Below are 26326 nucleotides of genomic sequence, written 5' to 3'. Positions count from 1 at the left end.
GAGCCGATCACCATGCCCACCTTGTCCCTGCGTCAAAAACTCTGGCTGCCGCTGGTGCTGGCCTGGCTCAGCCTGCTGGCCCTCAGCGTGTTCCATGCCTGGCAATCGCGCGAGCTGCAGTTCGAAGCCCGGCGCGCCGCGCTGGCCGACATCACCGACATGTCGCTCAGCCTGGTGCGCGACCTGGCCCGCCAGGCCAACGAAGGCAAGCTCACCGAGGCCGAAGCGCGCCAGCAGGCCCTGGCCCGCCTGGCCGCCCAGCGCTACGGCAAAGATGGCTATGTGACCGTGGTGGGCGCCGACTCGGTGATCGCCATGCACCCCATCAAGCCCGAGCTGCAGGGGCGCAACATGATTGCCTTCAAGGACGCCAAGGGCACGCCGCTGTATGTGAACATCGCTGCCGCGGGGGCCTCGGCCGAAGGCCATGGCTATGTGGACTACTGGTGGCCGCGCCCGCAAAGCGAGGCGCCCAGCCCCAAGATCGCCTGGGTGGTGCGCTTCAAGCCCTGGGGCTGGGACCTGGTGGCGGGCGACTATGTGGATGACATCGAGCAAGGTTTTCACCGCGCTTTGCTGCAGTCGGGCGCCGCCCTGCTGGTGCTGGGCCTGCTGATGTCGGCCCTGAGTGCCGTGCTGGCACGCAGCATCGAGCGCGCGGTGGGCGGTGAGCCCGCCCAGGTGGCGCGCCAGGCCCTGAGCATGGCCGAAGGTGACCTGGCCAGCGAACTCGCCCCCCGCGGCGCAGACCCCCACAGCCTGGCCCATGCCGTGAACCACCTGCGACTGCAGATGGGCCACAGCCTGGCCCAGGTGCGCGAGGCCACCACCACCATCGATCACGCGGCCCGCGAGATCGCCCAAGGCAACCTCGACCTGTCGCAGCGCACCGAGGCCCAGGCCAGCGCCCTGCAGCAAACGGCGGCCACCATGGATCAGTTCAGCACCACCGTGCAGCACAACGCCGACAACGCCCACCAGGCCAAACAACTGGCCCAGAACGCCTCCGAGGTGGCCAGCCGGGGCGGCAGCGTGGTGGCCCAGGTGGTGCACACCATGAAAGACATCAACGACAGCTCACGCCGCATCGGCGACATCATCGGCGTGATCGACAGCATCGCCTTCCAGACCAACATCCTGGCGCTGAACGCAGCGGTGGAGGCGGCCCGCGCGGGCGAGCAAGGCCGCGGCTTTGCCGTGGTGGCCAGCGAGGTGCGCCAACTGGCTGGCCGCAGCGCCGAGGCGGCGCGCCAGATCAAGACCCTGATCCACACCAGCGTGGGCCAGGTGGCCCAGGGCAGCACCCTGGTCGATCAGGCCGGCCAGACCATGGACGAGGTGGTGAGCGCCATCCGCCAGGTCAGCGACATCGTGAGCCAGATCAGCGCCGCCAGCGCCGAACAAAGCGCCGGCGTGGGCCAGATCGGCCGGGCCATCAACCAGCTCGACGAAACCACCCAGCAAAACGCCGCCCTGGTCGAAGAAGCCAGCGCCGCCACGCATTCGCTGGCGGCGCAGGTGACCGTGCTGCGCGAGCAACTGGCCTTGTTCAGGCTGGGGCCGGTGCCGGCGGGGCGGACGCTGGCACTGACCTGAACTGAAGGCCGCCGCCCAGGGCGGCAGCCGGTCTTCACTTGCGCTCCATCTCCATGGTGAACGTGAAGCGGTCGGAGGGGTGGACGGTGACCGAGATCTCGAAGGTCTTGTCGCTGGCGTCGATGTAGTGGCGGATCAACTGCAGCGCCGGCATACCGGGTTCAGCCTGCAGCAACTCGGCCGTCTTCTCGGGCAGGTGGATGGCGCGCACATCCTGGCGCACACGGGCAATGCGGTGGCCGAAGCGCTGCTCGATCAAGGTGCTGATGAGCACATCGGGCGACTGCTCCACCCACTCTGCGACACCGGCGCAGGCGGGGTCCACATAGACATCGGTCCAGCAAATGGGTTTGTGGCGCGAGCCTTGGTCCATCCGCAGGCTGGAGATCCGCAACCAGCGGCTGCCCCCCGGGCAGCCCAGCAGGGCCGCCAGCGGCAGATCGGCCACGATCTCTTCCACGCCGTGCAGCTGCCGGACATGGGTGGCGCCGAACTGGGCCAGTTCATCCACGGTGGCAATCGATTGGGTGAAACCGGCGGCAGGCTGGGTGGCCTCCACACGGGTGCCCACGTTCTTGCGGCGCGAAATCAAGCCCAGATCCTGCAGAGCCTGCAAGGCTTGCCGTACGGCATAGCGGCTGGCGCCATAGCGCTCGCACAACTCGAATTCCGTGGGCAGCAAGCTGCCCACGGGGTAGCGCCCACTGGAAATTCCCTGCGACAGGTCGAGCATCAAGTCGGTGTGTATGCCTTGGGCCATGGGGCTTTCCTTTTCTGATGGGTTGTTCTGGAAGCAAGGGAAAACCCTTGCCTCTTTTATGTTCGAACATATTAGACTTAATTTGTTCGAACATACAGATATGTTCGATTTTTGTCAACATATTGAAAGAGCAACGTCCATGAATGCCGCGTCCATGCCCTCGTTTCAGGGTTCCAGCACTGTCGTCGACTCCCTTCTTTTTCGGGATGCCTTTGGCACGCCCGCGATGCGCGCGGTGTTTTCCGACCGTGCGCTGGTTGCGCGCTACATCGAAGTCGAGGTGGCCTTGGCCAAGGCCGAGGCCCGTTGTGGCGTGATCCCGGCCGATGCGGCCGAGGTGATTGCCCGTGAATCGCGCCTGGAGCGCATCGATTTCGACCACATGCGCGAAGAGACGGACATCGTCGGCTACCCCATCCTGCCGCTGGTGCACCAGTTGGTGGCCATGTCGGGTGAGGCCGGGCGTTACGTCCACTGGGGGGCCACCACGCAAGACATCATGGACACGGCCAACGTGCTGCAGATCCGCGCCGCACTGGATCTGGTGGAAGCCGACATTCTGGCGTTGCGCGGCATCCTGGCCGATCTGGCCCGGAAACACCGCGACACGCCCATGGCCGGCCGCACCCACCTGCAGCAGGCCTTGCCGGTGACCTTTGGCTACAAGGTGGCCATCTGGCTGGCCATGTTCGACCGCCACCAGGACCGCCTGGCCCAGTTGCGCGAGCGGGTGCAGGTGGTGTCGTTTGCGGGTGCGGCCGGCACCCTGGCCTCGTTGGGCGACAAGGGTTTCGACGTACAGCAGGCCCTGGCCGAAGAGCTGGGGCTGGGGGTGCCCGCCACCACCTGGCATGTGGCCCGCGATGCGTTCGCCGAAACGGTCAATCTTCTGGCCCTGATCACGGGCTCGCTCGGCAAGATCGCCGTCGACGTGATGATCATGGCCTCCAACGAGTTCGGCGAACTGTACGAGCCCTTTGTCAAAGGCCGCGGTGCCAGCAGCACCATGCCGCAAAAGCGCAACCCGATCTCCAGTGAACTGATGCTGGCCGCCGCCAAGGCCGTGCGGCAACACGCAGGCCTGATGGTGGACGCCATGATCCAGGACTTCGAGCGCGCGACCGGGCCCTGGCATGCCGAGTGGATTGCGCTGCCCGAGAGCTTTGTCTTCATCGCCGGGGCCCTGCACCAGGCCCAATTTGCACTGGGGGGCCTGATCGTCGACACCGACAGGATGCGCCACAACCTGGGCATCAGCCGGGGCCTGATCGTGGCCGAGGCCGTGATGATGGGCCTGGCCCCGGCCATGGGGCGCCAGCAGGCGCACGACGTGGTCTATGACGCCTGCCGCACCGTCAACGAGCAAGGCGGCACGCTGGCCGAGGCCCTGATGGCCCTGCCAGAGGTGACACAGCACTTTGACCGCGCGGCCATCAAGCGGCTGACCGACCCCGCCAACTACCTCGGGCTGGCCCCGCAGATGGTGGACCGGGCCCTTGCACGGTCAGCCAAGGTCGCGCCCACCGGGTCGCATTGACACCTCTTTGACCGTGCCCCCACCGAGCCAGACCATTCCATTTCAGGAGACAACATGAACAACGCTTTTCGAAAACTCTTTGCCACCGCCGCCTTGCTGGTGGCAGCCTGCGCCGCCCAGGCACAAAGCTATCCAGCCCGGTCGATCACCTGGGTCGTGCCCTTCGCCGCAGGGGGACCCACCGATGCGCTCGCACGCGACATTGCCGACAAGGTGGCCCGGCCGCTGGGCCAGGCCATCATCATCGACAACCAGCCTGGTGCGGGCGGCACGCTGGGCAGCGGCAAGACGGCCCGCGCCAATGCCGATGGCTACACCTTTCTGGTCGGCCACATGGGCTACATGGGCGCAGCGCCTGCGCTCTACAAAAAGCTGAGCTATGACCCGGCGAAAGACTTCGAACCCGTGTTCCGCTTCCCCGACACCCCGCTGGTTTTGCTGGTACCCAAGAATTCGCCCCACAAAACAGCGGCAGACCTCATCGCCTATGCCAAACAGAACCCAGGCAAGCTGAACTTCGGCAACGCAGGCCCGGGCTCCACCTCGCACCTGATTGCCGCCCTTTTCGCCAGCAAGGCCGGCATCCAGATCACCCAGGTGCCCTACAAAGGCGCAGCCCCGGCCATGAACGACCTGATTGCCGGGCAGGTGGACGCCATGTTCGACCAGACCAACACCGCATTGCCACAGTTGGCCGGCGGCCGGATTGCACCTCTGGCCCTGACCTCCACACAACGCATGGCGCAGTTCCCCAACGTCCCCACCCTGTCGGAGACAGCCCTGCCCGGCTTTGAGGCGGCCACCTGGTATGGGCTGTATGCCCCCAAGGGCACCCCCAAGGACGTCGTCCAGAAGGTCTACCGCGCCTACGTGAGTGCAGCTGGCGACAAGGCCTGGATCCGCAAGATGAGCGAGCTCGGCATTCAGCCCCTGTCAGACAACGCGGTGACCCCTGAGGCCCTGAAGCGCCACACGCTCTCAGAGGTGGACAAGTGGCGTCAGGTGGCGACTGAAGCCAAGCTCACCCTGGATTGAACCCCACAAGGCCGACCCCATGCGCACGCTCGAACAGGAAGCCCTGCAGGACAGCATCGCCCATGCCCTGCAATTCATCAGCCACCACCATCCGTCGGATTTCGTGCGCGCCTTGCGCCGGGCCTGGGAGGCCGAAACCCACGCCCCCGCCCGCGCTGCGCTGGCGCAATTGCTGATCAACAGCCGACTGGCCAGCGAAGGCCGTCGCCCCCTCTGCCAGGACACTGGCGTCGTGCAGGTCTTTCTGCGCGTCGGGATGGGCCTGCACTTCAGCAGGCGCGATGGCCAGCCTTTGCAAGGGCTGCAGGCCCTGGTCAACCAGGCGGTGCATCAAGCCTATGGAGACCCCACCAATCCCTTGCGGGCCTCCATGGTGCAAGACCCCCTGGGCCTGCGCACCAACACGGGCGACAACACGCCGGCCGTGGTGTTCTGCGAGTTCACCGAAGGCGATGAACTGGAGGTGCTGGTGGTGGCCAAAGGGGGTGGCGGCGATGTGAAAGCCCGCTTTGCCACCTTGAACCCAAGCGACAGCGTGGCCGATTGGGTGCTGTCCCAGATCCCCGGCATGGGGGCGGGATGGTGCCCGCCGGGGGTCATCGGAGTAGGCATCGGTGGCAGCCCGGAACAGGCCATGCTGATGGCCAAGCAGGCCTTGTTCACCCCCATCGATATCGATGAGCTGAAGGCGCGTGGCGCCAGCCATGCCGTGGAGGCCTTGCGGCTGGATCTGCATGGGCGCATCAACCAGTTGGGTATCGGGGTTCAGGGCCTGGGGGGTCAGCACACCGTGCTGGACGTGAAGGTGGCGGCCGCCCCCTGCCATGCCGCCACCATCCCGGTCGCCCTGGTGCCCAATTGCGCGGCAACCCGCTATGTGCGCTTCAAGCTGGACAGCCCGCAGCCCAAGGTGTTTGAACCCGCGCCACGCGCGCTCTGGGCGGGCATCCCCGAGCACTTTGCAGCGCCAGAGGCCCTGCGCGTGGACCTGGACCAGCTGGATCCCGCGCAGGTCCGCCAGTGGCGCACGGGCCAGACCCTGCTCTTGTCGGGCCGGGTACTGACCGCGCGCGACGCCGCGCACAAGCGGCTGGTGGATCTGATCGCGGCAGGGCTGCCCTTGCCGGTGGACCTGCGGGGTCGGGCCATCTATTACGTGGGGCCGGTGGAGGCCGTTGGCGCCGAGGCTGTGGGGCCCGCCGGGCCGACCACGGCCACGCGGATGGACAAGTTCGTGGACACGCTGCTGGCCGCCACAGGCCTGCTGGTCATGATAGGCAAGGCCGAGCGAGGGGCCGCGGCCATTCAGGCGATCAAGCGGCACGGCGCGGCCTATCTGGCCGCCGTGGGCGGGGCGGCCTACCTGCTGTCCAAGGCGATCGTGAGCGCCCGGGTGGTCGCCTTCGATGACCTGGGCATGGAGGCCATCCATGAATTTCAGCTGCAGGACTTTCCCGTCACCGTGGCGGTGGATTCGCAGGGCCACACCATCCATTGGTTTGCGGCGCCTGCGGCTTGAGCCGGGCCGGCCCGATCTCAGACCACCTGCAGCCCCAACGCCGCCACCAGGGCCCCGGCCTGGCGCACCGAGATCGTGGCGCCCTTGCCAAGCGGCTCCCCCGCTGACCTCACTCAGGCCGGCACCCAGCGCCAGGCCTCGCCCACCGCCTGCACCCGGCCGACCGAGCTGCCCGGAAAGTGCGAGCTGAAGTACAGGGCCTGGCGCTCGCTCAGCTCGGCCAGCACGGCCCGGCGGGTGGCGCTGGCACGGGCCGGGTCGTCGCAGAAGACCGAGCTCAGCCCCGGCGCCAGCACCTGCAGCGGGTGGTGCATCACATCGCCGCTGAACAGGGCGTGCTGGCCCTCTGAACTCAGCCACAGGCTCATGTGGCCGGCGGTGTGGCCCGGGGTGGGCACCATGGTCAGGCCCGGGGTGATCACGGTGGGTTCGAAGGCGATGGGCTGGTGCAGACCGGCCTGCACCACGGGCTCGACGCTGTCGCGCCACACCGCGGCCAGGTGGCCGGTGTGCTGGCGGATGTGCGCCAACTCAGGGGCCGGGAATCGGTAACAGGCCCGGGTGAACAGGGGCTGCCAGCGGCCATCCAGCCAATGCGTGTTCCAGCCCACGTGGTCGGTGTGCAGGTGGGTGTTGATCACCAGGTCGACCTGGTCAGGCTGGACACCGCTGGCCAGCAGGCGGCTCAGGTAGGGCGTGGCCAGTTGGTGGAAGATGGCCTTGCCCGGGCGCTCGCGCCCGTTGCCGATGCCGGTGTCCAGGATCACGGTCTGGCCGGGGCGGTGAAGCACCCAGCTGTGGATGCTCAGGCGCAGGCAGCGGCCCTCATCGGCGGTGGTGCTGGCATCGGCCCAGGCGGTGCGCGGTGGCGCAGTGGCTTCATCCCAGGCCGGAAACAGGAACGCGGGCGCAAAGCTGTCGATGCAGCGCTCCTCCACCTTCCAGACAGACCACTCGCCGACACGGTAAATGGGCTGGCCTGGGGTCGGGGTGCCAATCAACTCGCTCATTGCAGGTTCTCCACGGTGATGTTCCTGGCGCGGATCAGGCGTTGCCAGAACACGGATTCGGCCTTCTGCCGGCTGGCCAGTTGCTCGGGCGTGCCGCCACCGGGCTCCACCCCGGCGGCCCGCAAGGCGGTCTGGGCCTCGGGGGTCTTGAGCCAGGCATTGACCTCGCGGCCCAGGCGCTCGCGCAGATCGGCGGGCACGCCCCGGGGCGCGAACAGGCCCACCCACTGCTCGACAGCGTAATCCTTGAAGCCCAGCTCGGCCAGCGTGGGCAGGCTCGGGTCCAAGGTGCTGCGCTGGGCCGAGGTGACGCCCAGGATCTGCACCTTGCCCTCGCGCTGGGCCGCCAGCGCCCAGGGCACCTGGGCCAGGGCGAACTCGATGTGCCCGCCCAGCAAGGCGGCATAGGCCGGGGTGGCGCCCTGGTAGGGCAGGTGGTTCAGATCCACACCGCTTTGCTGCTCCAACAGGGCGAAGGCCAGGTGGGCCGTGCTGCCGATGCCCCAGGTGCCGTAGCTGGCGCTGCCGGGCTTGTCGCGCGCCAGGCGCTGCAGGTCCTGGGCGTTGCGCACGTTCACCCCGGCGCGCTCGACCACCGCCATGGGCACACGGCCCAGCTCGATCACGGGGTCGAAGGCATTGGCGGCGTCGTAGCGCAGGGTTTTGGCAAACAGCAGGGGGTTGACCACCTGGGTGTCGACATTGCCCATGAAGAAGGTGTAGCCGTCGGCCGGGCTGGCCGCGGCATAGGCCGCGCCCACCATGCCGCTGGCGCCAGGCTTGTTCTCGACGATGACAGGCTGGCGCAGGCGCGCGCCCAGGCCGTTGGCCAGCGCGCGCGAGGTGCCATCCACCGCGCCGCCCGGCGCCCAGGGCACGATGAGGCGGATCGGCTTGTCGGGGTTCCAGCCTGGCGCGGCAGCCGGTGCGGCAGGGGCAGTCGCTGTGCTGGCCAGGCCCAGGCCCGGCTGGGCGAGCAAGGCCACAAGACACTGGATCACGGCCGTGCGGCGCGTAGCGGGGCGAATGGCGGGGCGGGTGGCGGGGCGGGGATGCGGGTGGGGCGTCATGAGGGGCACCTGTTGGGGTTGAGGGTGCCATCCACTATGCTGAGCGCCCATCGACACCACAATTCATTCTTTCTGCTTGCTTGATGCCCTGAAAGCATCACCCTGCTGAGGGCCTCATGCCATGGAACTGCGCCATCTCCGTTATTTCGCCATGGTGGCCGAGCACCAGAGTGTGCGCGCTGCCTCCGAGCACCTGTACGTGACCCAGCCCGCCGTGTCGCGCCAGATTCAAGACCTGGAGGCCGAACTGGGCGTGAGCCTGTTCGAGCGCAGCAGCCGCGGCCTGCGCCTGACCGAGGCCGGCCTGGCCTTCCAGGCCGATACCCAGCGCATCCTGGCTGCCGTGCAAGAGGCCAAGCGCTCGGTGCAGTTGCGCGCCGCCGGGTTGTTGGGCAGCCTGCGTCTGGGCCTGATCGAAAGCGCAGGCTGGGATGGCCTGGTGCCCGAGGCCATCGGCCGCCTGCAGCAGGAGGCCCCAGGCCTGCGCATCCAGCTGTTTCCGATGAGCACGCCGCAGCAACTGGCGGCCTTGCACGAGGGCGGCCTGGACGGCGGCTTCATCTACCCTTTTGAGCCCCTGGACGCGGCGCTGCAGTGCACGGCCCTGGCCCGGCACGACGTGATCCTGGCCGTGCCCGAGGGCTCGCGCCTGGCCCAACGCCCGCTGGTGCAGGCCAGCGAACTGGCCGACGAGCCCTTCGTGATGTTCGAGCGCCCGGTGTACCCGGCCTACCACGACCGCCTGATGGGGGCCTGCACCCAGGCCGGCCTGACGCCGCGCATCGTGCAGGAGGTGGGCAGCGAATCGGCCGTGCTGTCGCTGGTGTCGGCGGGCATCGGCATCGCCCTGGTCAATGCGGCCAACCGGGGCCGGCCGCCGGCCCGGGTGCGCTTTGTGCCCCTGGCCGATGTGTCGGTGCCCCTGAGCCTGTCGTTTGCCTGCCGGCGCCAAGGCGCCAGCCCCGGCCTGCAGCGGTTTCTGAGCGCGCTGCAACAGCCGGCACCGTCACCACAATGATGCCTTCAGAGCATCACCAACACCCATCAACAGCATTGGATATTTCCGGGCGTTGAATCGATAGTCCGGGTGCACCGGGCCGGCCGGCCCGCAGCGATGGGCGCTGCGGCGGCTGCCCGCTGAAACGATCCACCTCCCATGCCCCAAGTTGCCACGGCGCCAACGCCCCCGTCCTCCCGCCCCTCCCTGATCAGCACCGACATCGACTTTGACCGGCCCGGCCTGCAATCAGGTCACTTGCGCCTGCCCTACTCGCACGACCGCTCGGGCTATGGCCACATCCCGGTGCCCATCGCGGTGCTGAACCACGGCCCTGGCCCCACCCTGCTGCTGACCGGGGGCAACCATGGCGACGAGTTTGAAGGCCCCATCGCGCTGATGAAGCTGATGCGGCGCCTGCCACAACTGCAGATCCAGGGCCGCCTGATCGTCATCCCGGGGCTGAATTTCCCGGCCCTGATGCAGGGCACCCGCACCTCGCCCATCGACCAGGGCAACCTGAACCGCGCCTTTCCGGGCCAACGCAACGGCAGCCTGACCGAGATGCTGGCGCACTATGTGGACAGCGTGCTGTTCCCGCTGGCCGATGTGGCTTTCGATCTGCATGCCGGCGGCGCCTCCACCCACTACCTGCCCACGGTGCTGGCGGCCTGGCCTTCCGACCCCGCCCAGGCCGACACCTACAGCCGCCTGGTGCAGCACCTGGGCGCACCGCGCACCCTGGTGATGGACCTGCTGGGCGAAGACCGCACCTTCGGTGCTGCTGCCGACCGCAACGGCCTGCTGTTTTTCTGCGGCGAGTTTGGTGGCCAAGCCGTGTGCAATCCCCAGGGCCTGGCCCTGGCCGAGACCTGCATCGAGCGTCTGATGCAGGGCATGGGGCTGCTGCCCCCAAGGCTGGACGCCCTGCCACGCGAAGCCACCCATCTTTACCGTGTTGAGGGCGACGCCCACTATGTGTTCGCCCCGGTGCCCGGCCTGTTTGAGCCGGCCTTTCAGCTGGGCGACGAAGTGCAGGCCGGTCAGATCGCGGGTTGGATCCACGACCCCACCCAGCCCGGGGCCCCAGCCACTGAGATCCGCTTCAAAGGTGCTGGCCTGGCGCTTTGCATCCGTGCCCTGGCCCGGGTGGAGGCAGGGGATTGCCTGGGACACTTGGCCAGCCGTGTTCCGGCCGGTCAAGTCTGAGGCCCGCCAAAAGCCTGAATCGATCGCGTGGCTGGCCGCCCACGGGGGCATGGGCGGGGCCCAGGCGCTGTCACACCGCACGGGCGTGCCGCTGGTGTACTGGTTTCGGTGATCAACCGGCGCAAGGCAAGGCTGCGAAATCCGGTGCGATTATCAGAAATGCTGGGCTCGCAACCGCAGGCCGAACAAAGCCGCGTCCTCCCTTGCCAACAGCTGTTGCGCCACCCTGTTCATTGGGTGCGCCTTGATACATATCAATCGAGTGAGCGCCGCGGAGGGGAACATGCATGCGAGTCCTGGACCGCTGGACCGTTGGGCATGGGTCTGAGAACCCGGATTGTTTCGTGCGTTGAGCAAACGACAAACTGGGTTCGTCACTTTGACCGCTGCCTTGGCCCATCTGAAGGGATGCCCTGCGTCATATTTTTGGGAACATCCATGACACTCTTCAGCAAAACCAGTCTCAGCACCCGTCTGTATGTCGTTTCATTGGCCCTCATCGCCGCGCTGATCGCCGTCACCGCCAGCGCCTGGGTTCAGCTGCGTGAGGTGCGAGACCTGTCGCACCGCACCGGCAACATCAAAGTGCTTCAGCTCAGCCTGATCGCAAGCACGGAGTTGAAGGTGTCGCAAGCCCTGTCGGACATCCGACAGGCTTTGCTGTCCACCAAGCCAGAGACCGTCGACCAATCCGCCAAGGATGTGCAGCGCAAGCGCGAGCAGATCGCCAAGAACGATGCCGCCTTTCTGGCCGAGATCACGGATCAGGCGGGTCGGGATGCCTTCAAACGCGACTGGCTGGACCTTCAGGTCGCCTCGTGGCCCGTGGCCGAGAAGAACCTGGAGTTGATCCGCAGCGGGCAACACGAAGCCGCCCTGAACATGCTGGCCGACACCACCTTGCCCCAGTTTGCCAAGATCCAGACCTGGCTCAGCGAAGAGCGCGACCGCCAGGCCAAGGTGCTGGGCCAGGATGTGGCCGCCATCGGCAGCAACGTGGATGAGATCCGCCTGCAGCTCTCCGCTCTGGTGACTGCCGTGGCCTGTGGCCTGGTGGCCTTCTCCTGGTTCATGGCCCGTGCGCTGCGCGCCCGCGTGGCCCAGGCCCAGACCGTGGCAGATAGGGTGAAGGAGGGCGACTTTTCAGTGGCGGTGGTGGACAACAATGCCGACGAATTCAGCCCCTTGCTGAGTGCACTCGGATCCATGCAGGTGTCGCTCACCGAAGTGGTGGCGCAGGTGCGCCAGAACGCCGAGGGCGTGGCCACGGCCAGTGCAGAAATCGCCCAGGGCAACCAGGACCTGAGCCAGCGCACCGAAGAACAAGCCGCGGCGCTGGAACAGACCTCGGCCACCATGAGCGAACTCGGCAACACCGTGCGCAACAACACCGAAAGCGCTCGGCAGGCCAATCAACTGGCCCAAGGCGCGTCGGCAGTGGCCGTGCAAGGCGGCGATGTGGTCGGCAAGGTCGTCACCACCATGGAAGGCATCAGCACCAGCAGCCGCAAGATCGGGGACATCATCGGCGTCATCGACGGCATTGCCTTCCAGACCAACATCCTGGCACTGAACGCAGCCGTCGAGGCGGCTCGCGCTGGCGAACAAGGGCGCGGCTTTGCAGTCGTGGCATCGGAAGTGCGCAGCCTGGCCCAGCGCAGTGCCGAGGCCGCCAAGGAGATCAAATCGCTCATCAGCAGCAGCGTTGAACAGGTGGAACAGGGCACCTTGCTGGTGGACCAGGCGGGCAAGACCATGGGCGAAATCGTGGCCTCGATCCAGCGGGTCAGCCACATCGTGGCCGAAATCACCTCTGCCAGCGACGACCAAAGCTCTGGCATCGAGCAGGTCGCCGACGCGGTCGGGCAGATGGACCGGGTGACGCAGCAGAACGCGGCCCTGGTCGAGGAGAGCGCCGCGGCCGCCAAGAGCCTGAAGGGCCAGGCCGACCAACTGGTGCAGGCCGTGGCGGTGTTCAAACTGACCCAGGGTGGCGCACGAGGCTCAGCCCCCATGACCCACGGCACCGCAGTCAGGACACCCAGCCTGTCGCATCGTTCAGCCCCAACCCGGACAGCGGGCCATCAACGCCCCGCAATGCGCAGCGCATCGAAGACCTCGCCGGCATTGACCTCCAGCGCCAGCCAGCCCCAGACATCCAAGGGCGACAACGAGAGCTGGGAGTCGTTCTGAGCCGGACAGCGGTCTTGGGCTGAGTGCCGCAGCGCTCCAGGGAGCGGCGGAGGCGAGGCGGGCAACATGGTAAAACGCTCGCCACCCATCGCTGTCTATCGCCCCTGAGAGCCGCCCCCATGCCCATGCCATTCGAATACCAGAACGCCTCGCGCCAGTTCGAGCAGTTCATGATCGATGCGCGCGACTGCGCCGGTTTGGCCACCACCAACATGAGCTGGAACATGGTCATCGGTGTGCTGCACACCTTTCGCAGCCGCTTGCCGGTAGAGCAAGCGTTGGCGTTTGCCGACGCCTTGCCGCCGGTGCTGCGTGCCCTCTTTGTGGAGCACTGGGATGTGAGCCAGCCGGTGCGCTCGTTTGGCACGCCGGAGGAACTGCTCGACGAAGTGCGCTCCGTGCGGCGGCAACACAACTTTGCGCCGCCTCACGCCATCCGGGCCGTGGCTGAAGCCCTCCGAAAGAACATGGACCCCGAGGTGCACCAGCGCGCCATGAGCAAGCTGGCGCCGGCTGCACAAGCCTATTGGGGCTATCAGTCTTCCTGTTGAGCCGGGCCACAGGTCGAACTGCTCGCACCCCACGCCCACCGAGGGAGTGAAAGGCATGGTCTGGATACGCTTCAGCCAACCCATTCAATTGCCAAAAGAGACATTAATTAATTTTCAAAATCTCTTTTGTTGCCATTTTAGGAATAGCCAATTGCCTGGAAAGCCGTTTTTCTGATCAGTCGATCTCTCTAAACTTCGGCCACGCGCTCCATCCGGCTCTGGGCCGGAGACGAGCGCTGCGCCCATCCCGCCCACTGTGGTCTCGAGACTTGGGCGCCAGAACCCCAGCCCGCCCCATCCAACGCTCGCCTCATGAATCGTCTGCTCAGCATGCAGGTCTTCTGCCGTGTGGTCGACTGCCAAGGCTTTGCCTCGGCGGCCCGTACCCTCGACATGTCGCCGCCCGTGGTCACCCGCCTGATCTCTGACCTGGAAACCCATCTTTCGGCGCGCCTGCTCAACCGATCCACCTCCCGCAAACTGGTGCTGACCGAGGCCGGCCGCATCTACCTCGACCAGGTGCGCCGCATCCTGGCCGACATCGAAGAAGCCGAGGCCTCCGTGCAGTCGGCCACGCAGCGGGTGGGAGGCCGGCTCAAGGTGCTGGCGCCGCCCTCGCTGGCCACCTACGAGCTGGTGCGACTCATCCGCAGCTTCAAACAAATCCACCCCAAGGTGACGATCGAGCTGACGACCAACGCCCAAGCCGAAACCCTGGACGAAGATTTCGATGTCTGCCTGGTGATGAGCCATGCGCGACCCCTGAACGGCGACTTTGTGGCCCGGCGCCTGGCGCACTCGCAGCTGGTGCTGTGCGGCTCACCAGACTACCTGAAGGCCCAGGGCCGCCCGCAGCATCCCAAGGACCTGATGAACCACGCACTGGTGACCCTGCCCTTTGTGCACGACCTGACCTTTCGCCGCCCCCCCGCCAGTGCCCGGGACAGCCAGCCCGATGACAGCTATGCCATGGCCTTCACGCAAGTCGCGCTCAGCACCACCCAGCTGGAGACGGCCCGCTCGGCCGCGCTGCAAGGCCTGGGACTGGTGGTCTTGCCGTCCTTTGTGGCGGCCCCGGCCTGCGCCAGCGGCGAGTTGCAAAGCGTGCTCACCGACTGGCGTCTGCCGGCCCTGAGCATCCATGCCGCGATCCCGACGCGCGAGCATGTACCGGCCAAGACCAAGGCCTTTCTGGACCACCTGGCGCAGGCTTTTCCCGACAGTGAAAAGGACCCCTGGCTGACCCGCTGTACCGCCAACGCCGATTGACCCGCCACAGCGGCGTGCTGACGCCGCTGCCCCACGAAAGAACCCATGACAATGCCCAGCGGGCGGGAATGGCTGTTTTCCGTCAAAACCTTTGCGGCCTCGATGCTGGCGCTGTACATCGCGCTGGCGCTGGGCATGCCCAGGCCCTACTGGGCCATGGCCACGGTGTATGTGGTGTCGCACCCGCTGACGGGCGCCACCCCGTCCAAGGGCGTTTACCGGGCTGGCGGCACCCTGCTGGGCGCCAGCGCCGCGGTGCTGCTGGTGCCCTGGCTGGTGAACCAGCCGGTGCTGCTCAGTGCAGTGGTGTCGCTGTGGACGGGCAGCCTGCTGTACCTGTCCCAACTGGACCGCACGCCCCGCAACTACCTCTACATGCTGGCCGCCTACACGCTGCCCATGATCGCCTTTGGCGCCGTGGGCTCGCCGGCCGAGGTGTTCAATATCGCCGTGGCCCGCACCCAGGAAATTCTGCTGGCCATTGCCTGCGCCAGCACGGTGGCCGCCCTGGTGTTCCCGGGCCGAGTGGCCCCGGTGCTGGACCAGCGCATGGGCGTGTGGTTGCGCGACGCTGCGGCCTGGGCCACCGAAGCCTTGCAACCTGGCCAGGTGCCGGGCGCCAGCCGCCACCAGTTGGCTACCGACATCCTGGCCCTGGACCAGTTCATCGGCCAATTGGCCTATGACACCGCCAGCGTGGACGTGGTGCGCCATGCCCGCGAGCTGCGCTGGCGCCTGAGCCTGCTGCTGCCCATGCTGTCGTCACTGCAGGCCGCGCTGGCCGAGCTTCGCCAACTCCCGCAAGGCCTGCCGGCGGGGCTTGAGCAAGCCCTGGCGCAGGTCGCCGACTGGATGCAAAACCTTGACGCCCAGGCGGCCCCCCTCACTGGGCTCCATTGGCAAAACCCCGATGGGAGTGGCCCGGCCGGCTCTGATTGGCCGGCGGTGTTGACGCAACACACGCTGGCCCGGCTACACACCCTGGTCTGCCTGTGGCAAGACTGTCTGGCACTGCGCCAACGCATCGCCCGCAACAACCATGGCCGCACCGGCTTGGATGACTGGGCACCGGCCTACCGCCGCCAGCACCTGGACAGCCAGGCCCGCCATGTGGACCACGGCATGGTGGTGTTCTCAGCCCTGTCGGCCTCGGCGCTGAGCTTTGTGCTGTGCCTGCTGTGGATCGAAACCGGCTGGCAGCAGGGCGCCAGCGCGGTGATCATGGGCACCATCACGGCCTGCTTCTTTGCCGCCCAGGATGAACCGGCCCGGGCCCAACGCGGCTTTTTTGGCTGGACCTGCGTGGGCATGCTGCTGACCAGTGTGCTGCTGTTCTACGTGATCCCGGCCACCCATGATTTCGAAACCCTGGTGCTGGTCCTGGCCTTGCCCTTCCTACCCCTGGGCACGCTGGCCTTGCGCCCCAGCTTTGCCCCCATGGCGATGACCTTGACCGTCTGCACCGCCTCGTTTCTGGGCCTGTCGGGTGCCTACGACGCCAATTTCGCAGACTTTGTGAACAGCAACCTGGCCGGCATCGCGGGGGCCTTCGGCGCGCTGGTGTGGACGCTGCTGACCCGACCCTTTGGCACCGGCCTGGCCCTGCGCCGCCTGGTGCGCAGCCTCTGGCGCGATCTGGTGCGCCACGCCTGGGGCCGCCATCAGACCGAACACGCCGCGCTGGGTGCCATGGGCGATCTCATGCTGGATCGCCTGAGCCTGCTGCTGCCGCGCCTGGCCGCCAGCGCCCATGACCGGGTCACCGATGGCTTCAGTGAGTTGCGGGTGGGCTTCAGCGTGCTGGACCTGCAAGGCAGCGGCGCGCCCGCCAGCCCGGTTGGGCAACCCTTGCGCCGGGTGCTGGGGGCCGTGGCCGCCCACTACCGGGCGCGCCTGAACCAGACCCCCCACCCCCACGCGGCACAGGCCCTGGGCCAGCGCATCGACCGGGCCCTGCACACGCTGGCCAGGCAGGACAGCCCGCAGGCCCGGCAGGCCCGCCATGCGCTGGCCGAGTTGCGCATCACGCTGTGCCCTGGCCGGCCGGCACCCGCACGGGCCCTGGTCACGCCCGAACCCACACGGAGCCCCACTGCATGAATGCCGAAATCGACCTGTACGGGGTGTTTGTCCCCAGCGTGCTGCTGCTGGCCGTGCTGGCCCTGGGCCTGACCGCTGGGCTGCGCCTGGGGCTGGCGCGACTGGGCTTGTACCGGCTGGTATGGCACCGCTCACTTTTCAACTTCTGCCTGTTCGTGGTCGTGTTGTCGGCCTGCGTCCAAGGCAGCATCTGGTGGAGACCCTGATCCCATGACACCCTTGCCCCTCTTGCACACCCTGAAGCACCGAGCCATCCCGGTGGCGCTGACCCTGCTGATGGCTGCCGCCGCGGCCAAGACCGGCCAACACCTCTGGACCTATTACAACGACGCCCCCTGGACCCGCGACGGCCACCTGCGGGCCGATGCCGTGCAGGTGGCGCCCGATGTGTCGGGCCTGCTGACCGAGGTGCTGGTGCACGACAACCAGGCCGTGCACCGGGGCGAGCTGCTGATGGTGGTGGACCGCGCCCGCCACGAACTGGCGGTGCGCCAGGCCGAAGCCGCCTGGCGCGCGCAGCGTGCCGTGGTGGCCCAGGCCCGCCTGGAGGCCGAGCGCAACCACCGCCTGAGCGACCTGGTGGCACGTGAAAGCCAGGAACAGGGCGACGCCCGGCTGGAACAGGCCGAGGCCCAGTTGGCCAGCACCGAGGCCGCCCTGGCGCTGGCCCGGCTCAACCTGGCCCGCACCCGCATCACCAGCCCGGTGGATGGCTTTGTGAACGACCGGGCGCCCCGCGTAGGCGACTACGTGAGCACCGGCCGACCCGTGCTGTCGGTGCTGGACCGAGCCTCGTTCCACGTTGACGGCTACTTTGAAGAAACCAAGCTCGACCACATCCACCTGCAGCAGCCGGTGGAGATCCGCATCATGGGCAGCGCGCTGCGCCTGCGGGGCCACGTGCAAAGCATGGCCGCCGGCATCGAAGACCGCGACCGCAGCAATGGCGCCAGCCTGCTGCCCAACGTCAACCCCACCTTCAACTGGGTGCGGCTGGCCCAGCGCATCCCCGTGCGCGTGGCGCTGGACGAAGTGCCGCCCAACTTCCACCTGATCGCCGGGCGCACGGCCACGGTGTCGGTGCTCGATGAAGCGCCCGCCGCCCATGGGGCTGAACCCAGCACGGGAGGACACTCATGATCAGGCAAGCTGGCACCGTCGCTGCCACCGCGACCCCTCAACGCTGGCGCCAGAGGGCCCTGGTGCTGGCCTGCGCCAGCGCCCTGGCCGCCTGTTCGCCCCTGCCGGCCACCCCGCCGCTGGCCGACCAGGCCGTGGCACGGCAAGCCTTAGCCCAGGCCGGCTTCGAGCAGGCTCATGGCCCGGCGGTCTCACTGGGGCCGGTGCCCGATCACTGGTGGCAGCTGTATGCCGACCCTGCGCTGGACAGCCTGGTGCAGCAGGCCTTGCAGGCCAACACCGGCTTGCGCGAGGCCCGGGCCCACCTGCAGCGCGCCCAGGCCGTGGTGCAGGCGGTGGAGGCCGAGGCGGGCCCTCATGCCAGCATCGAGGCCGCAGGCAAACGCGCCCAGGAGGCCGGCGAAACCTTCTTGCTGAAAGAAAAGCTGCCGGTGATGAACGAGGGCAACCTGGGCTTCAGCGTTTCCTACCAGATCGACTTGTTCGGCCAGCTGGCCCGGGCCGAAGAGACCGCCCAAGCCAGCCAGCAGGCCACGGCGGCCGCGCTGGATGTGGTGCGCGTGAGTGTGGCCGCCGCCACCGTGCGCGCCTATGTGCAGGGCTGCTCGGCCACCCGCGAGTTGCACCGCGCCGAGGCCGCCCTGGCCGTGCAGCGGCGCCGGCTTGAGTTGGCGCGGCGCCTGGCCGAGGCCGGCCGCAGCCCCCGCACCGCGGTGCAGGCCGCCCAGGCCCAGACCCTGGCCTTGCAGGCCCAGCTGCCGGCTTATGCCACGGCCCAGGATGCGGCCCACTACCAACTGGCAGCCCTGCTGGGACTGCCCCCCCAGGCCCTGAGCCGCGAGCGCACCCATTGCGAGGCCTCGCCAAAACTCGCACAGCCGCTGCCGGTGGGCGACGGTGCCGCCCTGCTGCAACGCCGCCCCGATGTGCGTGAGGCCGAACGCCAACTGGCGGCCGCCACGGCGCGCATCGGCGTGGCCACGGCCGCGCTCTACCCCAGCATCCACCTGGGCGCCTCGGCGGGCCTGAGCGGGGTGTTGGGTGACCTGGGCAACGCTTCCACCGCGCGCTGGGGCCTGGGCCCGCTGATCAGTTGGCAGATCCCGGACAATGCAGCACGTGCGCGCGTGCAGGCCTCGAAAGCCGATGCCCAGGCCGCCCTGGCGCACTTCGACGGTGTGGTGCTGAACGCGCTGCGCGAAACCGAAACCGCCCTGAGCCACTATGTGCATGACCTGGACGAGCAAGCCCGCTTGGCACAGGCCCGCGAGCAGGCCGATCAGGTGGCCCAGGACAACCATCGGCTTTATGAGAGTGGCCGCGCACCCTTGCTCAGCCAGCTGGAGGCGCAAGGCGCGCTGAGCCGCCTGGACCAACAAGTGGCCCAAAGCCAGGGCCAGACTGCGCGGGATGAAGTCGCCCTGTTCCTCGCCCTGGGCGGCGGGTGGCAGCAACAGGCTACCCCACCCGGCAGCGCGCACTGAGCCAGCGGCTGGCGCATGCTGGCGCGGCAGACAACGCGCCCCCCCTCAGCCCACGCCAGCCCGCCCCCATCCACACCAGCGCTGCGGCCCCCACGCAAAAAAGCCCCGCCACACTGAAGTGACGGGGTCAACGCAATGGAGAAAAACCGCTGGGGTGTCAGGCGCTCACGCGCCCGGCATCAGAAACGGTGCTGCAGGCCGAAGGCCACACCGGTGTTGTTGCTTTTGCCGCTGGCGGTCTGGGCCGCCGTCACGCCATTGGCCTTGGTGTAGTCGAGTTCGGCGTACACATCGGTGCGCTTGCTGAGGGTGTAGCGGGCGCGGGCCACGTAGGTGTCGTAGCGGTTGGACGACAGGCCGTCGGCCGAGTACTTGGTGTTGTAGTAGGCACCCACCACCTTCACCAGGTCGCTCACGTTGAAGGTTACGCCCACATCGGCCACCTGGGCCTTGAGGCCGGTGGTGCTGGCACTGGCCCCATTCAGGAACTTGTACAGCGAGGTGCTGGCGCTCGAACTGGTCAGGATCGAGGTGTTGCTGTTGGCAAAGTTGGCGTCGGCCTGCATCTGGGTGTAGCCGGCGGTCACGCGCAGGCCATTGAACAGGTAGTTGCCGCCCAGGGTCCAGGTGGTCTGATTGCGGCCGGCCACGTCGCGCAGGCGGTCGTAGGCGGCGCCCACTTGCACCGGGTTCACGTCGTACTTGAGCATGGCCTGCACCGACGAGTTGGCGGCCGTCGAGCCCGCCACGTTGCCGAACGAATAGGCCAGGCCCAGCGAGGTGCCGGCGATCACCGGGCTCTGGTACTTGACCATGTTGTCACGGCGCGAGGTGTCCAGGCTGCCGCCCACCAGGGTGCCCAGGGGGTTGACGGTGGTGGCGGCCACCGCGGCGTACTGCTTGTTGTTGGTCAGCTCCTGGCCCAGCGGGTCGTTGATGTAGCCGGCCTGCAAGTCGTAGTTGAAGGTGGTGTTGCGGCCCAGGTCAATGCGGCCCCATTGGTTTTCCAGGCCGACGATGGCACGGCGATCAAAGATGTTGCTGCTGCTGGAGGTGGCGCCATTGGCGGTGTTGAAGCCCGACTCGAGGTTGAAGTTGGCGCGCAGGCCGCCCCCCAGGTCTTCCGTGCCCTTGAAGCCGAAGCGCGAGGTGTTCAGCACGCCCGAGGAGAGCTGGGTTTGCGAGCCGGTGGCACCGGTGCTGGACTTGACGGCAGCGCTGTCGGTGCGCACGCCCGCATCAATCAGGCCGTACAACTGAAGGCTGGAGCCCGATTCGGCATGGGCGGCCAGGGAGCCGGTCAGTGCGCTCAGCGCAGCCAGGGCGATCAGGGATTTTTTCATCTTGGTCATGGGATGGAGGTGGAGAAATGAGAAGGACTCGACGCAACGGTGGCGCGTGCTCAGAAGCTGGCTTCACCGTGCGGCAACAAGCCGGCCCGGTTGGCGGCGGCCGCTGCAGCACGCACGTCCTGCCGGCTCACAGCCGACTTGACGGCGGGCAGACCCTGGGACATCGGGTCCACATCGGCCCCATGGCGGGCGGCTTGCACGGCCTCGGTGCGCACTTCGACCCGGCTGCGCTGCGCCACGCTGGGGGCGCTCAACTGGTCTCGGTAGGTGTCAGCTTCGCCTGCGGCAAAGCTGCTGGAAGCGGCGAGGGTGGCAACGGCCATCAAGGCGGCAGAGAAAAGTGTGCGGGGCATGGCGAGGTTCCTTGAATGAGGTTTCAGGCCGGGGCTTGGCCCGGCGGGTCGGGGAAGGCACAGCGTGCCTGCGTGTCCGATGCGTGACTTTAGACCGCCATGATCAGCAATAAAACACGTTTTTCAGGAATTGGTAATTTCTAATTCAGAAACAAATACGACACGCGCCGGTGCCGAAGGCCAGCCCCGGCGGGTTCATCCCGCACCGTCACTTGTTTCGTTTTTGGAAATTTCCAATTTCTATTTGACTGCTTTTATTGTCATTTCAGGAAGAATAAAGTTCAGCCATCGACGAACCAGACCGCAGGCCAGCCGCCACGGCAGGTTCACCGAATGCCGGCTGCAAAGGCACCCGACAAGCTCTCTTGATCACCCCTGAAAGGACACCAAAATGAACCGCTCCCTCATCGCCATGGCCCTGTTGACCGCCAGTGCCGCCCTGACTGCCACCCCCAGCTTTGCCACCGGCGAAGCCGACACCTACAAGGAGCAATTCGCACCCGTGGTGTCGCAGCGCAGCCGCGCCGAGGTCAATGCCGAAGCCGTGGCCGCCGCCCAGCTGAAGATCGCTGACCCCAGCCTGCTGGAAATGTCGCGCGTGCAGCCCCTGCTGAAGTCGACACTGACCCGCGCCGAAGTCAGTGCCGAGGCCGCCCGCGCCAACCGCCTGGGCCTGATCCCGCACGGCGAACTGACTTACTGATCAGTAGGCCCTGGCAGACCGTGGCGAGCTGAGGTCAGCGATCTGCAAACAGCTCGATCAGCAACTGCCGCAACCACAGATTGGCGGGGTCGCGGTTGAAGCGCCCGTGCCAGAACAGATTGATGGCAATGTCGGGCAGGCGCACCGGATGCGGTGAACTGACCAGCCCGAAGGGCTGTTCGCAGCGCAGCGCAAAGCGCTGCGGCACGGTGGCGATCAGATCGGTGCTTTGCAGGATGTGGCCGACCGCGATGAAGTGCGGCACCACCAGGCGCATGCGCCGCTGGATGCCGGCGCGCTCCAGCTGCCCATCGACCTCGCCATGCCCCGTGTGGGCGGCCACCACCCCCACGTGCTCCAGCTCGCAGAACTGCTTCAGGCTCATGGGCACACGCGCCGTGGGGTGGCCCTGGCGGAACATGCAGACGTAGCGATGGCGAAACAGCCGGCGCTGAAAAAACCCGCCCTGCAGCTGCGGCAGCAGGCCCAGGGCCAGATCGACCCGGCCCTGGGCCATGTCCTCTTTCAGATCACCCGTGTGCGGGCGCAAGGTGCTGATGCGCAGGTGCGGGGCACGCTGGGCCAGGGCCTCCATCAGCGGCGGCATGAAGTACATCTCGCCGATGTCGGTCATGGCCAGGTGAAAGGTGCGGGTGCTGCCGAGCGGGTCAAAGGCATCGCGCGTGGCCAGCGCCCCCTGCAGTGTGTTCAAGGCCTGGGCCACCGGCTCAGCCAGGTGCAGCGCATAGGGCGTGGGCGACATGCCATGCGAGGTGCGGGTGAACAGCTCGTCGCCCAGGCCGGCGCGCAGGCGCTTGAGGGCATTGCTGACCGCGGGCTGGGTCAGGCCCAGATGCTCGGCCGCGGCCGAGACGCTGCGGTCCAGCAGCAACTGGTGGAACACCACCAGCAGGTTCAGGTCGAGGTGGCGCAGGTCCATGGTGGGCGGGGGTTGCGGGTGGGGTTGCGGGCAGGTGGTGCGGGTGGAGGTTGGCCCCAGGTACCCCGAACTTAGCAGCAGTCGCGTCTCAACGCACCGGCGCGGCCGGAAGCCAGCGAAACACCGTCGCGCCCATCAGCAGCAGCGCCGCAATGCACACCAGAACCCCCGCATAGGGGTCGCCCCCCAAGGCGGTGGACCACGAGGCAGCAAAGCCGCTCAGGCTTTGCACGATGGCCACCCCCAGAAACATGGACATGGTGAACACCGACATGGCACGCCCGGCAAACTCGGCGCCATAGGACGCGCGCACGTTGGCGTATTGCAGAACACCGGCCCCCGACAGCACGGCCATGGCCACCATGCCACCCACACCAACCCAGGCAGAGGGAACAAAGGCCATCGCCCCGGACACCGCGGCCATGAGCGTCACGGCGCACACGATCCACTGGCGCCGCCGCGCCGGACCCGGATCAAAATGCCCGAACACGGCGGGGGTGAACAGCGATATCAAGGACACCAGCAAGGCGACGTTGCCTGTCTGCAGCAAGGTCATGGCGTGGCGGTGCATCAGCATGGGCCCCAACCACAGGCCACGCAGCGTGAGGAATGAGGCGTAATTGACCCCCGCCAGGGCCAAGATGCCCCAGGTCTGGGGCAGCAGGAAAATGACGCCAAAGCCCCGCAGGGCGCTGACCAGGGTTTCTGGGCGCTGCTGGGTGGCGGCCAGTCCCTCGTGCAGTTGGCGATAGACCAGCACCCAGGAAATGCAGGCCAGCCCGGTCAGCACGGCAAAGCCCCCACGCCAGGAACTGGCGTGGATGAGCCAGGCCAAGGGGGTTCCCGTGAGGATCAGCCCCAGCCCCCCCAAGCCCATGGCCGTGCCCGAGACGGCGGCAAAGCGCTTCACCGGAAAGCGCCTGCCGATGAACAGCGTGCACACCACAAAGGCCGGCGAGCAGCCCATGCCGATCAGGGCCTGCCCCAGCACCAACACGGAGAAGTTAGGGGCCAATGCAGAGATGAGGGCCCCCAGGATGGCCAGCGGAAAAGTGCACAGCCAGGTGCGGCGCAGCCCGTAAAAGTCGAGCGCAATCCCGACCGCAAACTGGGTCAGTCCGAAGGCGAACGCAAAAGTGGCGGCAAAAAGGCCCAGGTCCTGCGAGGACAGTGCGAACTCCTGCTGCAGACCGGTCGCCATCATGGCCGTGACCGTGCGAAAGGCCTGGCTCAGCGCGAAGGCACTGACCAGGGTCAACAGGGTCATCCAGGGCAGGGCGGTGTCGGATTCAGCGGGAGATCCGGTGGGTGGCTCAGCAGGTGGCTTGGTGGGGGTCGGGTTCAACGCGGACATCGTTTTTCTGATCGGGTGCAGGTCCATCACCCGTCGGCTGCGCGCCATGCCGGGGATGTGGGCTGCATTTTGACTTGGCACGGACCGCCACAATGTCGCGCAGGTTCGGAGGCCGATCGCCGCACAAAGGCGGGCCGACCCCCCTTCGCTGGTGTCGAGCACCCGTCAGGGCCAGAACAAGACCAGACACTGGCGACTGCCTTGGAGGGTTGGCGTCGCGTGAAGCCAGCCCGGGCTTGATGGGCTCTGTTATTCACATCCGTGATTCGATCTATGCATCTGGCTGCATGGACTGATATCACCCCGCTGCGCAGAATGGCACCACACAAGAGACAAGCCTGCCCACCCGCAGGCCAAGCACCATGAGCCAACCCCAAAGCGCTGCGACGCCCGCCTGGCCGGGCCCCGACACCAGCCGCATCCCCTTCTGGGCCTACACCCGGCCCGACCTCTATCAGCGTGAGTTGGAGCGCCTGTTCTACCAAGGCCACTGGTGCTATGTGGGGCTGGAGGCCGAGATCCCGCAGCCGGGCGACTTCAGGCGTTCGGTGATCGGCGAGCGCTCGGTGATCATGGTGCGCGACGCGGACGGCGGCATCAACGTGGTCGAGAACGTGTGCGCCCACCGCGGCATGCGCTTTTGCCGCGAGCGCCACGGCAAGGCTCAGGATTTTCTGTGCCCCTACCACCAGTGGAACTACAGCCTCAAGGGCGATCTGCAAGGGGTGCCGTTTCGCCGCGGCGTGAAGCAGGACGGCCAGGTGCAGGGCGGCATGCCCAAAGACTTCAAGCCCGAGGAGCACGGCCTGACGCGGCTCAAGGTGGCGTGCCGCGGCGGGGTGGTGTTTGCCTCGTTCGATCACGCGGTGGAGTCGCTGGAGGACTACCTGGGCCCCAACATCCTGCCCTGGTTCGACCGCGTGTTCAGCGGCCGGCCGCTGAAGATCCTGGGCTACCGGCGCCAGCGCATTCCGGGCAACTGGAAGCTGATGCAGGAGAACATCAAAGACCCCTACCACCCTGGGCTGCTGCACACCTGGTTCTCCACCTTCGGGCTCTGGCGGGCCGACAACAAGTCGGCGCTGAAGATGGACGCCCACCACCGGCATGCCGCCATGATCTCGACCCGGGGCCAGGGCGGGCAGCCCGCAGCCGCGGCAGCCGAGGTGGTGGCCGGCGTGGACAGCTTCAAGGCCAGCATGCAGCTGAACGACCCGCGCCTGCTCGACATCGTGCCCGAGCCCTGGTGGGGCGGGCCCACCGCGGTGATGACCACCGTGTTCCCCAGCCTGATCATCCAGCAGCAGGTCAACAGCGTGTCGATGCGGCACATCCAGCCGCATGGCACAGGCTCCTTCGATTTTGTGTGGACGCATTTCGGCTTCGAGGACGACAGCCCCGAGATGACGCAGCGCCGCCTCACCCAGGCCAATCTGTTCGGCCCGGCGGGCTTTGTGTCGGCCGACGACGGCGAGGTGATCGAATGGTCGCAGCAAGGCTTCGAGCAGAAGCCCGAGCACCGCACCCTGGTGGAGATGGGGGGGCGCGACATGGCCGACAGCGAGCACATGGTGACCGAGACCCTGATCCGCGGCATGTACGCCTACTGGCGCCAGGTGATGGAAGAGTGAGTGAGGAATGCGCCCCATGCAAGCCCTTGATTTCGACACCTTCCAGCAGCTACTGGCCCTGCACACCGACTACGCCCTGGCCTGTGACTCGGCCGACTGGGAGCGCTGGCCCGATTTCTTCACCGAAGACGGCAGCTACCGCCTGCAGCCGCGCGAAAACCACGAGCAGGGCCTGCCCCTGTGCCTGCTGGCCCTGGAGAGCCAGGCCATGATGCGCGACCGGGTGTATGGCGTGAAAGAGACCCTCTACCACGACCCCTACTACCAGCGCCACATCGTGGGCCTGCCCCGGGTGCTGCGCAGCGAGACCGGGCCGGATGGCCGCGTGAGCGCGCTGCACACCCAGGCCAATTACGCCGTGTTCCGCACCAAGCTTGACGGCGAATCGACCGTGTTCAACGTCGGCGTGTACCACGACCACATGGTGAGCACCCCCGCTGGCCTGAAGCTGCGCGCGCGCCTGTGCGTGTACGACAGCGAAATGATCGCCAACTCACTCATCTACCCCATCTGAGAAGCCCCA

The 26326-nt window shown here is 67.2% G+C and carries 23 protein-coding genes; 16 read left to right on the top strand and 7 right to left on the bottom strand.

Translation table 11 applies throughout. The features are described from left to right. Positions 1 to 12: 12 nt before the first annotated feature. A complete protein-coding gene (locus L880_RS0101120; RefSeq protein WP_027474088.1) occupies positions 13 to 1596 on the top strand; it encodes a methyl-accepting chemotaxis protein in 1584 nt (527 codons plus the stop codon). Between the two features lie 34 nt (positions 1597 to 1630). Here L880_RS0101120 and L880_RS0101115 read toward each other — a convergent pair whose 3' ends face one another. Further along, on the bottom strand, positions 1631 to 2356 hold the full coding sequence (locus L880_RS0101115; RefSeq protein ID WP_027474087.1) for a GntR family transcriptional regulator: 726 nt from the start codon (positions 2354 to 2356) through the stop codon (positions 1631 to 1633). 139 nt (positions 2357 to 2495) lie between these two features. Between L880_RS0101115 and pcaB the strand changes: the two genes are divergently transcribed. From pcaB to L880_RS0101100, 3 genes are read left to right on the top strand one after another with little or no spacing between them, the layout of a single operon-like run. Next, a complete protein-coding gene (gene pcaB / locus L880_RS0101110; RefSeq protein WP_043328057.1) occupies positions 2496 to 3893 on the top strand; it encodes a 3-carboxy-cis,cis-muconate cycloisomerase in 1398 nt (465 codons plus the stop codon). Positions 3894 to 3947: 54 nt separating this feature from the next. Beyond that, positions 3948 to 4928 (top strand): tripartite tricarboxylate transporter substrate-binding protein, encoded by a 981-nt coding sequence (locus L880_RS0101105; protein WP_027474085.1) that lies wholly within the window; start codon positions 3948 to 3950, stop codon positions 4926 to 4928. Positions 4929 to 4947: 19 nt separating this feature from the next. Continuing rightward, positions 4948 to 6447 carry a fumarate hydratase gene (locus tag L880_RS0101100; protein ID WP_027474084.1) on the top strand — a complete coding sequence of 500 codons (1500 nt, stop codon included), beginning with the start codon at positions 4948 to 4950 and terminating at the stop codon, positions 6445 to 6447. A 113-nt stretch (positions 6448 to 6560) separates the two neighbouring features. Here L880_RS0101100 and L880_RS0101095 read toward each other — a convergent pair whose 3' ends face one another. Together L880_RS0101095 and L880_RS0101090 are read right to left on the bottom strand one after the other, a co-directional pair. Continuing rightward, positions 6561 to 7457 carry an MBL fold metallo-hydrolase gene (locus L880_RS0101095; RefSeq protein ID WP_027474083.1) on the bottom strand — a complete coding sequence of 299 codons (897 nt, stop codon included), beginning with the start codon at positions 7455 to 7457 and terminating at the stop codon, positions 6561 to 6563. Beyond that, positions 7454 to 8527, bottom strand: coding sequence for a Bug family tripartite tricarboxylate transporter substrate binding protein (locus L880_RS0101090; RefSeq protein ID WP_051442937.1), 1074 nt, complete (start codon positions 8525 to 8527; stop codon positions 7454 to 7456). Before L880_RS0101090 ends, L880_RS0101095 begins: the two co-directional genes overlap by 4 nt. Positions 8528 to 8648: 121 nt before the next feature. On the opposite strand from L880_RS0101090, the gene L880_RS0101085 reads away from it, so the two are divergent. The 9 genes from L880_RS0101085 to L880_RS0101035 all read left to right on the top strand — a co-directional run bounded on the left by L880_RS0101085 (position 8649) and on the right by L880_RS0101035 (position 19470). Beyond that, positions 8649 to 9545, top strand: coding sequence for a LysR family transcriptional regulator (locus tag L880_RS0101085; RefSeq protein WP_027474081.1), 897 nt, complete (start codon positions 8649 to 8651; stop codon positions 9543 to 9545). 138 nt (positions 9546 to 9683) lie between these two features. Continuing rightward, complete coding sequence (locus tag L880_RS0101080) at positions 9684 to 10733, top strand: succinylglutamate desuccinylase/aspartoacylase family protein (RefSeq protein WP_027474080.1); 1050 nt, start codon at positions 9684 to 9686, stop codon at positions 10731 to 10733. A gap of 438 nt (positions 10734 to 11171) precedes the next feature. Then, on the top strand, positions 11172 to 12926 hold the full coding sequence (locus tag L880_RS0101065; RefSeq protein WP_027474079.1) for a methyl-accepting chemotaxis protein: 1755 nt from the start codon (positions 11172 to 11174) through the stop codon (positions 12924 to 12926). A gap of 119 nt (positions 12927 to 13045) precedes the next feature. Continuing rightward, positions 13046 to 13477 (top strand): DUF2267 domain-containing protein, encoded by a 432-nt coding sequence (locus tag L880_RS0101060; RefSeq protein ID WP_027474078.1) that lies wholly within the window; start codon positions 13046 to 13048, stop codon positions 13475 to 13477. 312 nt (positions 13478 to 13789) lie between these two features. Then, a complete protein-coding gene (locus L880_RS0101055; protein WP_027474077.1) occupies positions 13790 to 14746 on the top strand; it encodes a LysR family transcriptional regulator in 957 nt (318 codons plus the stop codon). A gap of 45 nt (positions 14747 to 14791) precedes the next feature. Then, positions 14792 to 16846, top strand: a complete 2055-nt coding sequence (locus L880_RS31200; RefSeq protein ID WP_051442936.1) for an FUSC family protein — start codon at positions 14792 to 14794, stop codon at positions 16844 to 16846. Next, positions 16843 to 17052, top strand: a complete 210-nt coding sequence (locus L880_RS0101045) for a DUF1656 domain-containing protein (protein ID WP_019572251.1) — start codon at positions 16843 to 16845, stop codon at positions 17050 to 17052. The genes L880_RS31200 and L880_RS0101045 overlap by 4 nt, the downstream gene beginning before the upstream one ends. Before the next feature lie 4 nt (positions 17053 to 17056). Continuing rightward, positions 17057 to 17986, top strand: coding sequence for an efflux RND transporter periplasmic adaptor subunit (locus tag L880_RS0101040; RefSeq protein ID WP_051442935.1), 930 nt, complete (start codon positions 17057 to 17059; stop codon positions 17984 to 17986). After that, the gene (locus tag L880_RS0101035; RefSeq protein WP_157462526.1) at positions 17983 to 19470 is read left to right on the top strand and encodes an efflux transporter outer membrane subunit; all 1488 of its coding nucleotides are present in this window, start codon (positions 17983 to 17985) and stop codon (positions 19468 to 19470) included. Before L880_RS0101040 ends, L880_RS0101035 begins: the two co-directional genes overlap by 4 nt. A gap of 179 nt (positions 19471 to 19649) precedes the next feature. Here the strand turns inward: L880_RS0101035 and L880_RS34100 are convergent, their stop codons facing one another. Next, positions 19650 to 20813, bottom strand: coding sequence for a porin (locus tag L880_RS34100; RefSeq protein ID WP_084460949.1), 1164 nt, complete (start codon positions 20811 to 20813; stop codon positions 19650 to 19652). Positions 20814 to 20872: 59 nt separating this feature from the next. After that, entirely contained in the window at positions 20873 to 21175 is a 303-nt protein-coding gene (locus tag L880_RS0101025) for a hypothetical protein (RefSeq protein ID WP_027474074.1), read from the bottom strand. A gap of 391 nt (positions 21176 to 21566) precedes the next feature. On the opposite strand from L880_RS0101025, the gene L880_RS31190 reads away from it, so the two are divergent. Continuing rightward, positions 21567 to 21878: a DUF4148 domain-containing protein gene (locus L880_RS31190; RefSeq protein WP_043328054.1), complete on the top strand. Its 312-nt coding sequence runs from the start codon at positions 21567 to 21569 to the stop codon at positions 21876 to 21878. A 34-nt stretch (positions 21879 to 21912) separates the two neighbouring features. On the opposite strand, the gene L880_RS0101015 is transcribed toward L880_RS31190, so the two are convergent. Both L880_RS0101015 and L880_RS0101010 read right to left on the bottom strand, forming a co-directional pair. Then, complete coding sequence (locus L880_RS0101015) at positions 21913 to 22818, bottom strand: LysR family transcriptional regulator (RefSeq protein WP_027474073.1); 906 nt, start codon at positions 22816 to 22818, stop codon at positions 21913 to 21915. Between the two features lie 88 nt (positions 22819 to 22906). After that, complete coding sequence (locus L880_RS0101010) at positions 22907 to 24172, bottom strand: MFS transporter (protein WP_245614856.1); 1266 nt, start codon at positions 24170 to 24172, stop codon at positions 22907 to 22909. A gap of 362 nt (positions 24173 to 24534) precedes the next feature. Between L880_RS0101010 and L880_RS0101005 the strand changes: the two genes are divergently transcribed. After that, the gene (locus tag L880_RS0101005) at positions 24535 to 25803 is read left to right on the top strand and encodes an aromatic ring-hydroxylating dioxygenase subunit alpha (protein WP_027474071.1); all 1269 of its coding nucleotides are present in this window, start codon (positions 24535 to 24537) and stop codon (positions 25801 to 25803) included. A gap of 16 nt (positions 25804 to 25819) precedes the next feature. Next, complete coding sequence (locus L880_RS0101000; protein ID WP_027474070.1) at positions 25820 to 26317, top strand: aromatic-ring-hydroxylating dioxygenase subunit beta; 498 nt, start codon at positions 25820 to 25822, stop codon at positions 26315 to 26317. The last annotated feature ends 9 nt before the right edge of the window (positions 26318 to 26326 follow it).

Origin of the sequence: Curvibacter gracilis ATCC BAA-807, from assembly GCF_000518645.1 — a bacterium.
GTDB lineage: Bacteria > Pseudomonadota > Gammaproteobacteria > Burkholderiales > Burkholderiaceae_C > Curvibacter > Curvibacter gracilis.
Note: the sequence above shows the minus strand (reverse complement) of the source record. Positions and strands in the feature narration are given on the sequence as shown.

What these genes read in the sequence shown, in the direction of transcription:
- L880_RS0101025 (WP_027474074.1), bottom strand. Translation starts at nt 21,175, where the DNA reads ATGCCCCGCACACTTTTCTCTGCCGCCTTGATGGCCGTTGCCACCCTC.
- L880_RS34100 (WP_084460949.1), bottom strand. Translation starts at nt 20,813, where the DNA reads ATGAAAAAATCCCTGATCGCCCTGGCTGCGCTGAGCGCACTGACCGGC.
- L880_RS0101095 (WP_027474083.1), bottom strand. Translation starts at nt 7,457, where the DNA reads ATGAGCGAGTTGATTGGCACCCCGACCCCAGGCCAGCCCATTTACCGT.
- L880_RS0101100 (WP_027474084.1), top strand. Translation starts at nt 4,948, where the DNA reads ATGCGCACGCTCGAACAGGAAGCCCTGCAGGACAGCATCGCCCATGCC.
- L880_RS0101005 (WP_027474071.1), top strand. Translation starts at nt 24,535, where the DNA reads ATGAGCCAACCCCAAAGCGCTGCGACGCCCGCCTGGCCGGGCCCCGAC.
- L880_RS0101115 (WP_027474087.1), bottom strand. Translation starts at nt 2,356, where the DNA reads ATGGCCCAAGGCATACACACCGACTTGATGCTCGACCTGTCGCAGGGA.
- L880_RS0101040 (WP_051442935.1), top strand. Translation starts at nt 17,057, where the DNA reads ATGACACCCTTGCCCCTCTTGCACACCCTGAAGCACCGAGCCATCCCG.
- L880_RS0101120 (WP_027474088.1), top strand. Translation starts at nt 13, where the DNA reads ATGCCCACCTTGTCCCTGCGTCAAAAACTCTGGCTGCCGCTGGTGCTG.
- L880_RS0101045 (WP_019572251.1), top strand. Translation starts at nt 16,843, where the DNA reads ATGAATGCCGAAATCGACCTGTACGGGGTGTTTGTCCCCAGCGTGCTG.
- L880_RS0101055 (WP_027474077.1), top strand. Translation starts at nt 13,790, where the DNA reads ATGAATCGTCTGCTCAGCATGCAGGTCTTCTGCCGTGTGGTCGACTGC.
- L880_RS0101080 (WP_027474080.1), top strand. Translation starts at nt 9,684, where the DNA reads ATGCCCCAAGTTGCCACGGCGCCAACGCCCCCGTCCTCCCGCCCCTCC.
- L880_RS31190 (WP_043328054.1), top strand. Translation starts at nt 21,567, where the DNA reads ATGAACCGCTCCCTCATCGCCATGGCCCTGTTGACCGCCAGTGCCGCC.
- L880_RS0101085 (WP_027474081.1), top strand. Translation starts at nt 8,649, where the DNA reads ATGGAACTGCGCCATCTCCGTTATTTCGCCATGGTGGCCGAGCACCAG.
- L880_RS0101060 (WP_027474078.1), top strand. Translation starts at nt 13,046, where the DNA reads ATGCCCATGCCATTCGAATACCAGAACGCCTCGCGCCAGTTCGAGCAG.
- L880_RS0101015 (WP_027474073.1), bottom strand. Translation starts at nt 22,818, where the DNA reads ATGGACCTGCGCCACCTCGACCTGAACCTGCTGGTGGTGTTCCACCAG.
- pcaB (WP_043328057.1), top strand. Translation starts at nt 2,496, where the DNA reads ATGAATGCCGCGTCCATGCCCTCGTTTCAGGGTTCCAGCACTGTCGTC.
- L880_RS0101035 (WP_157462526.1), top strand. Translation starts at nt 17,983, where the DNA reads ATGATCAGGCAAGCTGGCACCGTCGCTGCCACCGCGACCCCTCAACGC.
- L880_RS31200 (WP_051442936.1), top strand. Translation starts at nt 14,792, where the DNA reads ATGACAATGCCCAGCGGGCGGGAATGGCTGTTTTCCGTCAAAACCTTT.
- L880_RS0101090 (WP_051442937.1), bottom strand. Translation starts at nt 8,527, where the DNA reads ATGACGCCCCACCCGCATCCCCGCCCCGCCACCCGCCCCGCCATTCGC.
- L880_RS0101000 (WP_027474070.1), top strand. Translation starts at nt 25,820, where the DNA reads ATGCAAGCCCTTGATTTCGACACCTTCCAGCAGCTACTGGCCCTGCAC.
- L880_RS0101010 (WP_245614856.1), bottom strand. Translation starts at nt 24,172, where the DNA reads ATGTCCGCGTTGAACCCGACCCCCACCAAGCCACCTGCTGAGCCACCC.
- L880_RS0101065 (WP_027474079.1), top strand. Translation starts at nt 11,172, where the DNA reads ATGACACTCTTCAGCAAAACCAGTCTCAGCACCCGTCTGTATGTCGTT.
- L880_RS0101105 (WP_027474085.1), top strand. Translation starts at nt 3,948, where the DNA reads ATGAACAACGCTTTTCGAAAACTCTTTGCCACCGCCGCCTTGCTGGTG.